Here is a 15291-nt window from a genome sequence, read left to right as displayed (position 1 = left end):
GTTTAATCGTTAACCCGCTTTGACTGATACTTCGTTCTACTTTATTGGTTCAATAAATAGGGTTGTTTATAGCCGAATAAGCCTTGTTCAAGCATACTGGTTGACCCCTTACTACTGCCAATTCCCTTAAACACAAACTGCAAAGCAATACCCGAATCAAAGTCATCTTGAGTGCGCACACCGTTTACATCAAAACGATTACTAAGATGTCGTTGCGCAGTCACACGAAGTGCCCAACAACAGCTTTCGTATTGTACCCCAAAAAAGCTCTCTGTCGTGCGAGAACGTTCAGTATCTCGATACCAGCGCGCTACCCAAGCCCATTTTTCATTAATTGGCCAGCTTGCAGATAGACCTAATTGGTTAATCTGCTCCCCAGATAAGTCCCTGATATACCTATGATTTAGTTGTATCAACTTATCATCATTGACTCGGTATTCAGTTGCAAAACTACTACGTTGAACACGGTCTGTTCTCGTCTCGATCTGAATATCAGAGTGTAAAAACCAGCGTTGGTTCACTTGCCAATCTAATTCTGCTGCTAAAGCTGAACGATTCCCATCGCGAGTTCCATCAATTATTTTAGTATTTTGCAAATAAAAGATTTGCCCCAAACTAAACACCATTTTTTCGCGATTTTGTTTATCAATCAGTCGCGAAGTTAATCCAAGCGTAAATTGGTTGTTGTCATTGATGCGATCAAGTCCAGTAAACTCTTGACCTCTAAACAGATTGCTGAATGTTGTTAACAATGGTGTCGTGTCATAAAGACCAATATTGTCTTGTTGTTCATAACTAGTATAGAGATACTGAGCCTTGGGCTCTAGTGTTAGTGTGTAGTCTTTATCTAGTAGGCTTTGTTGCTTCTCGAAAATTAGACTGCCGTACAAGCGGCCTTGCCCAATTGTCCGGAGTGTTTCATCAGCCAACGCCGCATTCTCGTCTACATCTTGCGCGTAATATGTATTGAGCACACTCACTTCAGCGAGCAATTCGCCCCATGCGCGTTGATAGGGAATTTGCAACGAGGGTTCTACGTGTAAACGAATAGCATCTGGGTTGCTGTCCAAGCTACTTTGAAAGTAAGCTAACTCCGAGTTGACATTAAATGATAAATATTTACTCAAGTCGGACGCGTAATTGAGTTTCATCTCTGGTAACGCACGATAAACTGAAGGGTGATCACCAATAACATCAAAATCCCGAAACTGCATTGTAAAATCAAGTTGTTCGGAAAAGTAACTTAAACCTACCTGCCGGTATAGGTGAGTGTCTGCACGATTATAGTAGTCTGAACCTAAATCTACGATATAGTTATCGTCGCTTATACCACTGAAGTCGATGTTTAGATTCCAATCCTCTGCTAGTTTTCCCTGATGGCTAAACCGGTAAAAGTAACGTTCATCATCTTCAGCAGTATCAATATCATTGGGTAAATATTCGAGTTGGACTTCACCCCTTGAGCCATAATTCAGATATCTAAATTCCGTCTTGAGTTGCAAACCACGTTCAGTCATAAATCGAGGAGAAATAGTTGCATCGTAATTAGGAGCAATATTCCAATAAAATGGCTGTTCGTATTCCAAGCCAACCGATTGTGAGTTACTAATTTTAGGAAATAACAAACCGGTTTGTCTTTCCGCCGTGACAGGAAAGGCGAAATAAGGCAAGTAAAACACAGGCACACCACCTACTTTAAATATAGTATTGAAGGCTTCCCCGAAAGGTTTGTCTTTTCCAATGCTTATTTCACTTGCACTGATCTGCCAGTCTTCGCCACCTTTAGGGCAAGTCGTAAACGTGACAGATTCGAGTGTCAAACCTCGTTCGCCAGACAATGAAAGAAGTTTTGCCGCACCTCGCCCTGCAATGTCTTTCATTTCATAGTCAGAATCTTCCATCTGAAGCAGCTTCAAGTTGCTATTTAACTCAACCCCTTGAGAAAAAACTCTCAAGCTTTCATCTTGGTATTCTACATCGCCACTGGCTATCAATTCTTTGCCGCTATCGCTGATGTTAGCAGAGTCTGCAATGATGAGTGCATCTGGGCTGATGATTTTGACATTACCATCAAACCGAGCTGTCGTATCTTGAATCATTTGCGCATTATCAGAGCGTACTATTATCTCTCTATTTTGACTTAATTCACTGACATCAAAGTTTGAAGGTGTGACTATACATACCTCTTGCCCAACAACTAGCGTCGGCATTATGAGTAGGACCTTAAATAATAGTCGATTTTTTATTGATATTGAGAACAACAATAGGCCTATTTGATGGTGATTTATGTCTGAGTCTGTAAAACAAGAATAATAATCGTGTTTTGCTAAACCTTGTAATTTTAAAGCTTTAGTTCACAATAACCAAGTTAATCTTTGGTTTTTATCGATAAAAGACTCAGTAACTTCAATCTTAAAACTTCACAAGACAAAAGGATGTTTGCTATATGCAAATTTGGGGTAAAGTCATTGGTGTCATGTTTGGCTTTATGTTTGGTCGTATACCTGGCGCTATTCTAGGCTTAGTGGTCGGTCACTTCTTTGATATTTCGTATAGCAAAGACTTTTCTTCTCAAGGCGGGTTTGCACGATTTTTTAATACGAAAGATGAGTTTCAGACTGAAGCAGAGTTTTTTCACTGTTTGTTTTCTGCATTGGGTCATGTTTGCAAGTCAGACGGCGCAGTTACTCAAGATGATATTAATACAGCCTCAGCGTTGATGGATGATATGGGGCTTCAGGGTGATGTGCGAAAAGAAGCACAACAAGCATTTAGAGAAGGCAAAGCAAGGGATTTTCCGCTTATAGATATGCTGAGCCAACTAAAAGAAAACTGTCATGCACGCCGCGATATTTTGCAGGTATATCTAGAGATTCTAGTTAAAGCAGCATGCGCTAAAACAAGGTTATCTGCACCCAAGCTATCCGTGCTTGAAAAAGTCGCTAGGCAATTGGATTTTAGCAAAAAAGAGTTACATTTCTTTGTCACTTCATTTGAGGCAGAGCAGCGTTTTAGAAAAGGACAAGCTCAAAACAAGCAACGCTCTGAGTCTGCCAAGCGGGCTAATTCTGCAAACCGTGAGTATCACAATCAAAGACAAAGTTCTCAACGGTCCAATAACAGTCAGAATTCCTCTCACACAAATCAGTCATATTCAAGCACTTCATATTCCAACTTATCAGAATTAGAAGATGCCTATAAAATCATTGGTGTGAGCGCTAACGATGATGCGAAAACCATCAAAAAAGCATATAAAAAGTTGATGTCGACTCATCACCCCGACAAGCTCGCCTCAAAAGGCCTACCTGAACAAGCTGTATTAATGGCGAAAGAAAAGGCTCAGGATATACAGGCTGCGTACACCTTAATTAAAAAACGTCGTGACTTTTAGTGATCATTTGCGATAAACCTATGATTGTTAGAGGCATTAAATGAAACCTAAATTAGGCGCTCAAAAAGTATCAAAGCAAAGTCGATTGACTCAATATGAAGGCTTATCAGCGAAAAGTAGGCAGTATATCGACAAGTTTTTGAGTAGCTTATTAGTCGAGAAGGGTTTAAGCAAAAACACGTTAAGTGCCTACAAAACGGATCTGACTAAATTTGCGCTTTATTTTCAAGACAGCAACTTACATCATGAAGAAGAACTTATCTTTGACTTGATGCACATTGACGCATCTCGTATCGAAAAATATTTGAAGTATCGGGTCGAAAAAGAGCTCAGTGCTCGTTCAACATCGCGCAGTTTGAGCTCAATCAGAGCCTTTTACCAATTCGCCTTAATCAAACAATGGTGTGAAAAAAGTCCAATTGAAAAAATCAAAAACCCAAAGTTACCCAGCAAACTGCCCGACACGCTAAGTGAACAACAAGTATCTGATTTGCTTGACGCACCTGACTTGTCTGATCCTGTTCAATGGCGTGATAAAGCAATGTTAGAGGTATTGTATGCCACTGGAATACGCGTATCTGAGTTAGTGAATTTGCAAATGCACGAAATAAGTCTTTTACAAGGGGTCATTCGTGTAATTGGAAAAGGTGGAAAAGAGCGCTTAGTGCCATTGGGAGAAGAAGCGGTCGATTATCTGAGTCAGTATTTGAAACAAGGCCGTGGTGAACTGCTAAAAAAGCCAACTAATACCGTTTTTCCGAGTAAACGGGGGCAAACCATGACACGTCAAACATTTTGGCATCGCATAAAGTTTTATGCTGAGCAAGCGGGTATCAAATCAAAATTGTCACCCCACACTTTGCGTCATGCATTTGCAACTCATTTGCTAAATCACGGGGCAGACTTGCGCGTCGTGCAAATGCTGCTAGGGCATAGTGATCTTTCTACCACTCAAATCTATACCCATGTAGCAACACAACGCTTGCAAAGCCTAGTGAAAGAGCACCATCCTAGGGGCTAAATGAATATCGATAGATTTATGAATGATTTTGAGCGCTTGCTTGGTCTATACTACTATCGAAAACTAAATTTACTATTTGAGACATCTTTAAATGCAAATTAAACAAATGATTAAACAGGCTGCCGCGCTAGCCACAGCGATAAGCTTCATCAGTCTTGCGGCCAATGTTCACGCTCAAGCGGTTGATAAATATGCGGATCTTAAACCAGCACTTGCTGAAAAGTTGAATTTAGAGATTGATTCAATCCAAGATGCGCCGATTGAAGGCTTGCTGTCGGTGAATACTAACCGCGGTTTGATTTATATTACCCCTGATACTAACTTCGTAATTCAAGGGGCTATTTTTGAAATCACACCCGCAGGCTTTGTCAATCACAATGAAGAGCAACTTAAATCGGTAAGACTTGAAGGGGTTAAAGCGTTTTCAGATTCGGCAATCGAGTTTAAAGCAAAAGAAGAAAAACATGTGATTACGGTCTTCACAGACACCACTTGCGGCTATTGCCAAAAGCTTCATAAAGAAATGAAAGAGTTAAATGACTACGGCATTACTGTAAATTATCTTGCGTTTCCGCGCGCTGGCATCGGCAGTGATGTGTACGATAACACCGTATCAATCTGGTGTGCAGATGACCCACAAGGTGCAATCACCACCGCAAAACTTAGACAACCTGTTGCCCCAGCCTCATGCGCTAATGACGTCGCGGAACATTATAAATTTGGCCAAAAAATCGGTGTGAACGGCACACCAAACATCATTTTACCAGATGGAAGCGTTCAGCCTGGTTATGTGCCAGCTGCTAGACTTTCACAGTTGTTAAATGAGAGTTTTGGTAAGTAAGCGTTTACTTTTATTGTGTTCTCTCATTAAAGTACAGTCTTAAACCAAGGTGGGTGAAAGGCTGTATTTTGATAGGTTTTTTAAAATAAATATTCGTTCGCATAACCGCTACTTGCTATAGCTACTCAATAATTCATAGGATGAAAAAGTTGCTAGTAAAAGGAGCAGCACTTTGCACAATGTTAATTGCTTTGAGCGGTTGTGCTTCATACGTCGCTAAAGAAATTACAAAGGCCCACGCGTCTAGTATCACAGGAAATCTTTCTGATATAGGGGCTGAAACAATCACAATATGCGACGACAACAATTACTGTATCGATGTTGTTGGTCTAAAGAACGTCGATGTAACTGAAACCGCTCTTAAATTTGATATCAAAATCAATGATAACCACAAAATTTGGCGATACTCCGCTTCATTAAACAGTGAGAATCAAGAAAAACCTTTAGAAGACCACTTAATTTTACTTTTTGCAGGTTATAGCCAACCCACACAAATACTACTGATACATCAACTATGGTTACATCAAATGACAGGGGCGAATGTCATTGTTATTCCCAGTGCGGAAAAATCAGGGCGTTTTCAATTCGGTCTTGACTACATTTCTCCAATCGTAGAAAAAATTAAACAAACTCGACCTGAAAAGGTCCATGCTATCGGGTTTTCAATGGGCGCATTAGCCGCTCACGCGCTTGAGCGGGAGATAGACAATATACGGCTATATCTATTCGCGCCAATGACCGACTTTGAATATTCCACCAAAGCCATTTACGAAATGCATTATAACAATGCCTTTTATCGTGCTCTTGTTTCAGAAGAAACGCTCAAAGAAGCAATCGAGCTTATCTACAAAAGATCTGGCACGACGTCAGTAGACACTGCCTTACCAATAAAACTTCAAACGGTTAATTCACCGACATTCATCTATGCGTCTCGAGCAGACAAGGTAGTCGATTTTACGACCTTAAACGAAGTCAAAAATGAACACTTAGCATTGAATATTTATGAAAACTTAAATCATATTGAAATGATGGCGTTAATGAGCAGAACTATTCTGGCTGATTTTGTGTCTGATTTACTTGAGTATTCGGTGGCTATCGATGATGTTGGCACAATAGGGTTATTGTGTGATTTTGAAGACAAAGATTGTTTAGAGCAGACTAAGGACTAAGCTAAAAAACGATGCCAACAGAACCTCAGTTTACACGTAATATCACGCTAAAGGATGGTTAGATAATTAAAAAATTTGGCAAAAATCCAACAATTTGATAGCGTTATGCTATCAAAGCACTTTTTGATTTAGAGTCAAGTTGGATGCAAGAACTGGTTTACATTAGTGAGGCAACTAAGGCCTTTTCAACTTCTGAATTAGCGGAATTGGTAAGCACGGCTCGAAAAAATAATGCCTTAATGGACATTACTGGGATTTTGTTATTCGACCAAGAAAAGTACTTCTTACAAGTTCTTGAAGGCCCTGAGGGCAACATTCAAGCGCTCCTATCCAAAATTAAAAACGATCCACGTAATACCGATGTTTTAGTTGTACACGTCGGCAATATAAGCCATAGGACTTTTAATGATTGGTCTATGTCCTTAAAAGAAGTTGATTCGAAACGTTTAAATTTATTTAAAAATAAGCATCTATTGGGTGAAGTCATCAGTGAAGTCCCAAGTGGCTTGGTCGGCGAATTAATCACTCGCTTTTGCCTTGATGAATACACTGAAGGTGAGAGATGAAGAATAGAGACGCTCTTCGCTCGCAGCGCATATTAATAATTGATGATTGTTCATCTACTTTGCAAATTCTGGGGCGCACTCTTTCATCTTTCGGTTCAATTTATCTTGCAACAGATGGAAAGCAAGGGATAAAAATTGCTGAGGACGTATTACCTAGTTTAATTGTGCTCGATATTGGCTTGCCAGATATTTCAGGTATCTCGCTCTGTAAGACACTCAAATCCCATAATGCACTTGCTTCGGTACCGATTTTGTTTATCACCGCTTCTGATGATAGCAATATTGAGACTGAAGCCTTCGAGGCAGGTTGCGTCGATTTTATTAGAAAGCCCATAAACAATGATATTGTCACCGCGCGTGTTCGCATACAGTTAGAGCTTATTGAGCACAAAGAGCGTCTTATCGCGTCAACTCAAATATATAAGAATATAGTCACTAAATTACCCAATTTTGTGTCTTATTGGGATAATGATTTAAAGCTCATTTATAGTAATGATGAAAACGAAGACTGGTTTACCTTGCCCGAGCAGACAATCGGATTGCATCTATCAGACTTACTGAAGGGATCACTTTTTAGAGAAGTCCAACCCAAGTTAATAACGATGAAACTGAAAGGGACGGTTTCATTTGAAACAGAGATTGAAGTGACTGATTCGGAGTCGAAATTTGTATCAATTTCACTCGTTAGCGATAAAGTATTTGAAAAACAATCCGGTTTTATTCTACTTATTACCGATTTGACTAGGCTCAAATCAGAATTACAAGCACCACACCGAGATCATAGTACTCTGGTTAAAGTTGTCGATTTTATTGGAGAGTCTGTTATTTGCGTTGATCTTCACGGCGCCGTTACGTTTATGAATCCGATTGCAGAAAAAATGACAGGAGTACCTAAACGTGACGCATATGGGAAACCCGTTGAACAGGTAATGAAGCTTATTGATAGTGTGACAGCAGAGCCGCTTATCAACCCCGTGCAATTTGTGCTCAGTGAGAAAAGAGTCATTGAGAGCGCACCTGAAACTTCGTTGGTCGGTCCTCAGTCTAGGAAAATTGATATTGAAGAATCAAGTGCGCCAATTCGTAACGCCAAAGGCGAGTTAACTGGTGCCATAATAACCTTTCATGATGTCACCAATTTAAAACGAGCTGAACGTGAATTGAACTTCGTTACGAATCATGATGTCTTGACCAAGTTGCCAAATCATGTGCTCTTGTTTGATCGCGTTGAACAAGCAATGCATATGTGTACTAGACATGACCTGCAAATCGCTATTATCGTTCTGAATATAGATTATTTTCGAAAGGTCAATGATATTCATGGCTATGCGATTGGTGATCTATTGTTGAAGAAGGTCGCACTATTCTTAAATGAGTTCGTAAGAGAGACAGACACACTATCGCGCCATGGGGGCGACGAGTTTGTTTTCTTTCTAAATAATGTCGCAGATGCTAATCATGTTCAGGCATTTTGTACTCGGGTGTTACAGGCGTTTACAGAAAAATGGTGTGTAACCAGTGATTTAAGTTTGCAAGTTACTGCTACTATGGGGGTTGCACTCTCTTCAGTAGATGCACAAGACGCTCATACTCTTTATAGAAGAGCCAATGCGGCAATGCACAAAGCAAAAAGTGAAACGCGAAACAATGTTCGTTTTTATTCTGCAAAAATCGAAAAAGAACTCGCCCAGTATTTGTTTTCAGTAAAAGAGCTTGAAACTGCTATTAGCAATCAGGATATTAGGGTCTACTATCAACCCAAATTTGATTGTAAATCTAGACGAATTAGCGGGGTAGAGGCGCTTGTTCGCTGGCACAAAGGTGCAGATCACATCATCATGCCAAGTGAGTTTATTCCTTTGGCTGAGGAGACGGGGTTAATCATCTCATTGGGTGAAAAGGTATTGCGTACAGCTTGCAGAGAAGTGAAAAAATGGCATGCGAACAATCCAACACTTAGCCTATCAATCAATGTGTCTGCGCTTCAGTTCAATACAAGTTTTGTCGAGACGGTAGAGGAAGTACTGAGTGAATCTGGATTTCCCGCCGAACTACTGGAAATTGAAATCACCGAAACCGTGCTAGTTGATAATGAGATTGCACTAGATATTTTTAGTAAGTTTAAGGCATTAGGTTTAAAGTTATCACTTGATGATTTTGGTACCGGTTTTTCTAGTTTGTCATATATCAAAAGTTATCCGCTAGACGTGCTAAAGATTGATAGAAGTTTCGTGCTCAATATGCTCAATGATAGTAAGTCAAAGGCTATTGTTGATACGATCATTATGCTCTCCCATTCCTTAAATCTTGAATGTGTTGCTGAAGGGGTGGAGACAGAGGAACATGTTAAGGTGCTTGAAGAACTGGGATGCTCTTTGCTACAAGGTTTTTATTTTAGTCGGCCAGTGGATAGCTCGGCAATCGAAAGCTTGCTTGAGAAACTTAGTAGCAGTAAAGAGCATCGACATAACTAAATGTAATTTCTTTGATTAAGACAAGAATACCTATTCTCAATGAAAAGTGGTGTAAAGAAGACGATCTTCAAGATTTAACTACTTTACACCCAATGTAATGTTTGCCGAATTATACTTCTATTACAAATCAGTATGCGTGGCAGCCGTCATTTCAGCATTTTGATCAAAAGATACCTTTAACATCACACGTCTATCAAAAAAGTTATCTTCATAGCTGGTATCAGCCTCGCTAGCGATATGAGATTCGCCAAACGCTTGTGAGATGATTTGTTTTTCATCAACATATTGGCTAAGTAAGTAATTTTTGACTGATTCGTTTCGTTGCTCAGACAAAATTTGATTGTAATTTGAGTCGCCTCGTTGATCTGCAAAGCCTGAGAGCTCTATTTTTAGGTTTTTATTTTGCTTTAATTGCTCTGCAACTATGTCTAGTTGCGCCTTATAATGGTCTTCAATCAAGAAAGAAGCCGTTTTAAATTGAATATTTGCAATAATTTCGGGCAATACGATTTCACTCTTTGTTTGTTTGTCTTCCAAAATACTATCGAAAGCGGCCAGTTGTGCTTGGTTTTCTGTCTTCAGTTGATTAAATGCAACTTGCATGTCGCGAAGTTCGGTTTGTTTAACCATAAGTGCATATTGGCTATCTTTAATCTTTTGCGTGTCGTTAATGTCATCTCCAATTAATGCGCCGACTACACCAGCGACTATTGCACCCAAGGGGCCTGCTACTACCGCACCCAACACTAGACCCGATCCGAGCCCAACCGCTTGGTTTATTTCTTCTTGCTTATCAGTGAGCGGCTCGTGTTTGGCTGCAAAGCTAGAAAATGCGCTTGTACTTAATGCGATTGCAGTAAATGTTGTGATCAGTGTTTTTTTAGCTGAATTTTTCATGATGTTCTCCAATGAACGTTTGGTTCTATAAAGTAATTAACTTGCGTCGTTTTTTATTTAATCGTGTTGATTCGATGGAGCTATTAAACAACTAGAAAAGGGCTATTCGCGGGAAATAAAATGGCAATCTTTGGGTGAATTGTGGCGAAAAAATGGAAATTGCGCCGCGGCGCTTTAACACCGTGAAAAAGGCTTTATAGTAGAAGCATAAACAAAACACAGGTATTCACACTCAAATGGGCAAAACGATTGCGCTTGTCGAAGATGACAGATCTTTAAGAGAAAACTACATCATTGCATTAAGTAAGCAGGGCTATCAAGTACAAGCATTCTCAAACAGAAAAGATGCTGAAAAAAGCCTGTTAGCACAACTGCCCGATCTCGCGATTATAGATATTGGGCTTGAAGATGAGTTAGATGGTGGATTTCATTTGTGCCAAAGCTTGCGAAGTGCCTCAAAACAATTGCCGATTATCTTTTTTACTGCGCGTGACAATGACTTTGATACGATAAGTGGTTTGCGCATGGGGGCTGATGATTACCTAACAAAGGATATTAGCTTACCGCACTTGCTTGCTAGGATTGCGGCCTTGTTTCGTCGCAATGAGTTAATTCAATCGACGGCGCAGTCAAACGATGAAATTATCAAGCAAGGGCTGCTTAGTATTGATGCAAAGCGGATGTTAGTGAATTGGGGCGAGCATGCGATTGAATTAACAGTGACTGAGTTTTGGATGCTTTATGCCATTGCCAAACACGCTGGGCATGTTAAAAGTAGACAGCAGTTGATGGATGAATCCAACATGGTGGTAGACGATACGACTATTACTTCTCATATTAAACGCATTCGACGAAAATTCGAACAAATAGACGCAAAGTTTGACAGGATCGAAACCGTTTATGGCATGGGTTATCGTTGGAAAATGTCTACTACGCATGGTACTGACGTCGCATGATAAAAGGTCTTCGTTTTGGTTTGCGAGCACAATTATTGCTAAGCGCGTCATTTTTGTTGGCGGTGCCCTATCTTGGCTACCAATATGTATGGGAACTAGAGTCATATTTGCGCCTCGGGCAAGAGCAAACGATGGTAGGCACAGCACGAGCGGTAGCAACTGCCTTGCACGAACGTCCGCAATTGTTTGATAGCCAATCCGCCTTTTTAAAAGATGTCAAAGAGGGACGTGACTTATATGCACATAAAATTGATTCGCCTATTCGTTTAGACGGCCAGTTATCGGATTGGAGCGAATATCGCCACTTGATGCTCGATTACGGCGAAAATAACCTCATTAATCCTAGTGAGCAATATCGCCTTGATAGCCTCTCGTTTAAGCATATGGTGGGTCAATACGGTGATTTTTTGTATGCCGTATTTGAAGTACAAGATGATGAAGTTGTTTTTCGTGCTCGAAATAGCTTAGATGTTGATCGGAACGACTTTTTACAAATTGGGCTAAGCCTGCCTGACGATAGTTTTAAACGCTTCATTATTGCGCCCTTCGAAAGCCAGTGGGTAAATGCTTACTTACTAGATGGTCAAGACAGACCTGCAACTCTAGAGCGCAAAATTCAAGGCCAATGGCAAATTTCGCCAACTGGGTACAATATAGAATTACGCCTGCCTTTAGACTATTTGAACGGTCAGATCGCGTTTGCGATTTCTGATGTCGATTCAATCGAAACACGGACAGTGAAATACACAATTGGCACAGCTGACCCTACACAAGTTGATGAACTAGGCACAGTGCTTCTGCCATCTCCGCAAATTGAACAAATAATCAAAGGGCTAGAGTACGCAAACTCCAGAGTTTGGGTAGTCGATAAGCATCGTCGAGTGTTGGCACGAAGTGGCGATATACAAAAGCAAGTAGGGTTTGAACAGCGAACAGATCTTAACACTAGCAATAATATTGAAATTGAATGGACATTAAATGGGCTTTGGCGCGTTGTGGAGCAAGATATTTTGCTTCCCTTGTATTATCGTGTCCTTACGCGGCCACCTAATCAATTTGTCGATGAATTACGAGACGCCTTTGCCTTGGTCGGTCAGGATTTAGAAAGCGCTTTGCAAGGCACACCCAACACACTTTGGCGTTTAAGTAGCGATAACAAGGCCGTGATTTTATCGGCCGCACACCCTATTTTTATTGACGGTCAAGTAATGGGGGCAGTGGTCGTTGAGCAAACCACTAATGGTATTCGCACACTAAGAAATAAAGCATTAGAACAACTGTTCCATTTTATTCTGGCGATTGTTGTTGTTGGCAGTTTATCGCTACTTTTAATCTCAACACGTATATCAAACCGCATTCGAAAACTCAGAAATGAGACCGAAAATGCAATTGACAGTAACGGCAAAATTAAGGCAAGTATGACACCTTCGATGCAAAACGACGAAATTGGCGACCTTTCGCGTACATTTGTCAACGTATTGAGTCGGCTGAGTCAGTATAATGTTTACCTAGAGAACATGGCTTCTCGCTTGTCACATGAACTTCGAACGCCGGTGGCTATTGTAAATTCTAGTTTAGATTTGCTCGCACTGGACCCTAGAGCCGACGATGCTGAAGTCTATGTCACACGTGCTCAGGACGGTATCAAACGACTCAGTACTATCTTGACAAAAATGAGTGAAGCAACACGTCTTGAGCAAACCATTCAACACAGCGAACTAGAAAAATTCGATTTATTAGCGTTGCTTACCGGCTGTATCGAAGGCTATAAATTAGCGCACAGCCAACGCTCATTTGAATTGAAAACTGACGCGAAAAAATGCCTTGTTAACGGTAACCCTGAGCTATTTGCGCAGATGTTGGATAAAATAATCAGCAATGCAGTGGAGTTTAGCGAGCTTGATTCAACGATTTTTGTCAATTTAGTGATGCATTCACAGCACGCTGATCTATTTATCAGTAACAAAGGTCAATTATTGCCAAATAAGATGACCGCTGAACTCATGGATTCGATGGTTTCTGTAAGAAGTGAAAAGCATCAAGCGACTAGCTCGTCAGGTAATACCGAAGCACACTTGGGCTTAGGTTTATATCTTGCAAAAATGATCAGCGAATTCCATCACGCCCGCCTTGAAATTCAAAATCAAAGTGACTTAAGCGGTGTTGTCGTGAGCGTCAAAATGATAAACTTATGGGCAGATTAGCATCATAAGAACAAACACGTGCGCATAGAATACAGAAAGCCCAGCCAAGAGCAGATACTCGACCCTAGTCTGCCCAGTATTTTAGACCGTTTATATCGCAATCGAGGTATTCAATCTTTCGATGAAGTTACGTTAACAACGCAAGGGCTCGCTCATTTTCGCGAATTATATAACTCGCAAAAGGCGGCAGAGTTAATTGCAAGCGCAATGCGTGCGCAAGAACAAATTTGCATTATCGGTGACTTTGATGCAGACGGTGCCACCAGTACTGCCTTGTGTAAGCTGGCGTTTAAGTTATTTGACTACGACAAAGTTGATTACCTTGTGCCCAATCGCTTTGATTTTGGTTATGGCTTGAGTCCTGAAATTGTGCAGTTAGCTTATCAAAATGGGGCGAAATTGATCATCACTGTAGACAATGGTATTGCCTGTCTACCCGGTGTCGCCTTGGCAAAAGAGCTGGGGCTCAAAGTTTTAATAACTGATCATCACCTGCCAGGTGACGCGTTACCCAACGCTGATGTAATTGTCAATCCAAACCAACCTGACTGCGATTTCCCCTCAAAAAACTTGGCAGGCGTAGGCGTTGCTTTTTATGTCATGCTTGCACTTAGATCGGTACTCGATCAGAGCAAATGGTTCACAGAGCGACAAATGACGCCTCCTAATTTGGCGAGCTTGCTAGACATTGTCGCGGTTGGCACGGTGGCCGATGTTGTGCCACTTGATAAAAACAACAGAATCTTGATTCATCAAGGTTTGCAACGAATACGCAGTGGTAAAACACGACCCGGTATCAAAGCGATTATTGAAGTTGCTGGTCGAGAATTAGACAAGATAAGCGCAAGTGACTTGGGCTTTGTTATCGGCCCTCGGTTAAATGCGGCTGGGCGGCTGGATGATATGGCAACGGGCATTGAAACACTGATCGCCCCCGATATACATCAAGCAAGGCTTTATGCCAGTAACCTTGATAGCCTCAATCAAACTCGCAAAGAAATTGAAAGTTCGATGCAAGAGCAGGCAAAGACCGTGTTAGACAAACTAAGCTTAAACGAGGAAGACATTCCAAGTGGTTTGGTGCTTTATAACGAAGAGTTTCATCAAGGTGTCATCGGCATTGTAGCGGGGAGAATTAAAGAGCGATACAACCGCCCGACGATTGTTTTTGCTCAAGATGAGGGGGGGTTGATTAAAGGCTCGGCGCGCTCTATCAAAGGCGTCCACGTGCGTGACCTTCTAGACTTAATTCATAAACAATCACCAGACTTAATCGCTAAGTTCGGTGGGCACGCGATGGCTGCTGGTTTAACTATCAAAGAAGTGCATCTAAGTGATTTTAAACAGGCATTTGAAGCCCATGCTCATCAAGCAATGGAAAACTTGCCCAAAGATGCGAGCATATTTTGCGACGGTCCATTAGATGTTAAGCAGATTAACCTTGATACTGCTCATTTATTGAAGATTAAGGTACCGTGGGGCCAGCAATTTGAAGAACCCTGCTTTGAAGGCGTTTTTCATTTGATAACACAAAAGATCGTGGGTCAAAAACACCTTAAAATGGTGGTCAGTGCACAAGGGACGGAGTTCGATGCTATTGCATTTAATATCGATACCAAAATCTGGCCGAATACCGAGGCTCAGAAAGTACGGTTAGTCTATAAACTAGATATTAATTCTTTTCGGGGCAACGTAAGCGTACAGCTTTTGGTTGATTATTTAGAGGCTGTTTAATTTACATTCAAGCATGCGTATAAAGCGCTAAGCAAAAT

11 protein-coding genes are annotated in these 15291 nt (G+C 40.9%); 9 read left to right on the top strand and 2 right to left on the bottom strand.

Annotation, left to right across the window (positions count from 1 at the left end):
- Window positions 1-41: 41 nt before the first annotated feature.
- Window positions 42-2210 carry an LPS-assembly protein LptD gene (locus tag KUL10_RS17145; RefSeq protein WP_110430182.1) on the bottom strand — a complete coding sequence of 723 codons (2169 nt, stop codon included), beginning with the start codon at window positions 2208-2210 and terminating at the stop codon, window positions 42-44.
- 236 nt (window positions 2211-2446) lie between these two features.
- Here KUL10_RS17145 and djlA point away from each other — a divergent pair, with 236 nt between their 5' ends.
- The 6 genes from djlA to KUL10_RS17115 all read left to right on the top strand — a co-directional run bounded on the left by djlA (window position 2447) and on the right by KUL10_RS17115 (window position 9462).
- The gene (gene djlA / locus KUL10_RS17140) at window positions 2447-3391 is read left to right on the top strand and encodes a co-chaperone DjlA (RefSeq protein WP_110430181.1); all 945 of its coding nucleotides are present in this window, start codon (window positions 2447-2449) and stop codon (window positions 3389-3391) included.
- 40 nt (window positions 3392-3431) lie between these two features.
- Window positions 3432-4412, top strand: a complete 981-nt coding sequence (xerD, locus tag KUL10_RS17135) for a site-specific tyrosine recombinase XerD (protein WP_110430180.1) — start codon at window positions 3432-3434, stop codon at window positions 4410-4412.
- Window positions 4413-4503: 91 nt separating this feature from the next.
- The gene (gene dsbC / locus KUL10_RS17130) at window positions 4504-5253 is read left to right on the top strand and encodes a bifunctional protein-disulfide isomerase/oxidoreductase DsbC (protein WP_233499874.1); all 750 of its coding nucleotides are present in this window, start codon (window positions 4504-4506) and stop codon (window positions 5251-5253) included.
- Between the two features lie 149 nt (window positions 5254-5402).
- Window positions 5403-6422, top strand: coding sequence for a lysophospholipase (locus tag KUL10_RS17125; RefSeq protein WP_146216804.1), 1020 nt, complete (start codon window positions 5403-5405; stop codon window positions 6420-6422).
- Window positions 6423-6565: 143 nt separating this feature from the next.
- Entirely contained in the window at window positions 6566-6988 is a 423-nt protein-coding gene (locus tag KUL10_RS17120; protein ID WP_110430178.1) for a BLUF domain-containing protein, read from the top strand.
- On the top strand, window positions 6985-9462 hold the full coding sequence (locus KUL10_RS17115; protein WP_110430177.1) for an EAL domain-containing protein: 2478 nt from the start codon (window positions 6985-6987) through the stop codon (window positions 9460-9462). Before KUL10_RS17120 ends, KUL10_RS17115 begins: the two co-directional genes overlap by 4 nt.
- 120 nt (window positions 9463-9582) lie before the next feature.
- On the opposite strand, the gene pdsO is transcribed toward KUL10_RS17115, so the two are convergent.
- Entirely contained in the window at window positions 9583-10359 is a 777-nt protein-coding gene (gene pdsO / locus KUL10_RS17110; protein WP_110430176.1) for a sortase-associated OmpA-like protein PdsO, read from the bottom strand.
- A 236-nt stretch (window positions 10360-10595) separates the two neighbouring features.
- On the opposite strand from pdsO, the gene pdsR reads away from it, so the two are divergent.
- From pdsR to recJ, 3 genes are read left to right on the top strand one after another with little or no spacing between them, the layout of a single operon-like run.
- The gene (pdsR, locus tag KUL10_RS17105; RefSeq protein ID WP_110430175.1) at window positions 10596-11315 is read left to right on the top strand and encodes a proteobacterial dedicated sortase system response regulator; all 720 of its coding nucleotides are present in this window, start codon (window positions 10596-10598) and stop codon (window positions 11313-11315) included.
- A complete protein-coding gene (gene pdsS / locus KUL10_RS17100; RefSeq protein WP_199509306.1) occupies window positions 11312-13519 on the top strand; it encodes a proteobacterial dedicated sortase system histidine kinase in 2208 nt (735 codons plus the stop codon). Before pdsR ends, pdsS begins: the two co-directional genes overlap by 4 nt.
- 18 nt (window positions 13520-13537) lie before the next feature.
- On the top strand, window positions 13538-15253 hold the full coding sequence (gene recJ, locus KUL10_RS17095; RefSeq protein WP_110430174.1) for a single-stranded-DNA-specific exonuclease RecJ: 1716 nt from the start codon (window positions 13538-13540) through the stop codon (window positions 15251-15253).
- Window positions 15254-15291 lie beyond the last annotated feature (38 nt).

This window comes from Glaciecola sp. KUL10 (genome assembly GCF_003203515.1).
Classification (GTDB): domain Bacteria; phylum Pseudomonadota; class Gammaproteobacteria; order Enterobacterales; family Alteromonadaceae; genus Glaciecola.
The sequence above is the reverse complement of the archived record's forward strand: the minus strand, read 5'-3'. Positions and strand labels throughout refer to the sequence as shown.

Excerpts from the sequence above, each read along its gene's own strand:
- pdsO (WP_110430176.1), bottom strand. The coding sequence starts at position 10,359 with ATGAAAAATTCAGCTAAAAAAACACTGATCACAACATTTACTGCAATC.
- xerD (WP_110430180.1), top strand. The coding sequence starts at position 3,432 with ATGAAACCTAAATTAGGCGCTCAAAAAGTATCAAAGCAAAGTCGATTG.
- pdsR (WP_110430175.1), top strand. The coding sequence starts at position 10,596 with ATGGGCAAAACGATTGCGCTTGTCGAAGATGACAGATCTTTAAGAGAA.
- KUL10_RS17120 (WP_110430178.1), top strand. The coding sequence starts at position 6,566 with ATGCAAGAACTGGTTTACATTAGTGAGGCAACTAAGGCCTTTTCAACT.
- KUL10_RS17145 (WP_110430182.1), bottom strand. The coding sequence starts at position 2,210 with ATGCCGACGCTAGTTGTTGGGCAAGAGGTATGTATAGTCACACCTTCA.
- djlA (WP_110430181.1), top strand. The coding sequence starts at position 2,447 with ATGCAAATTTGGGGTAAAGTCATTGGTGTCATGTTTGGCTTTATGTTT.
- pdsS (WP_199509306.1), top strand. The coding sequence starts at position 11,312 with ATGATAAAAGGTCTTCGTTTTGGTTTGCGAGCACAATTATTGCTAAGC.
- dsbC (WP_233499874.1), top strand. The coding sequence starts at position 4,504 with ATGCAAATTAAACAAATGATTAAACAGGCTGCCGCGCTAGCCACAGCG.
- KUL10_RS17115 (WP_110430177.1), top strand. The coding sequence starts at position 6,985 with ATGAAGAATAGAGACGCTCTTCGCTCGCAGCGCATATTAATAATTGAT.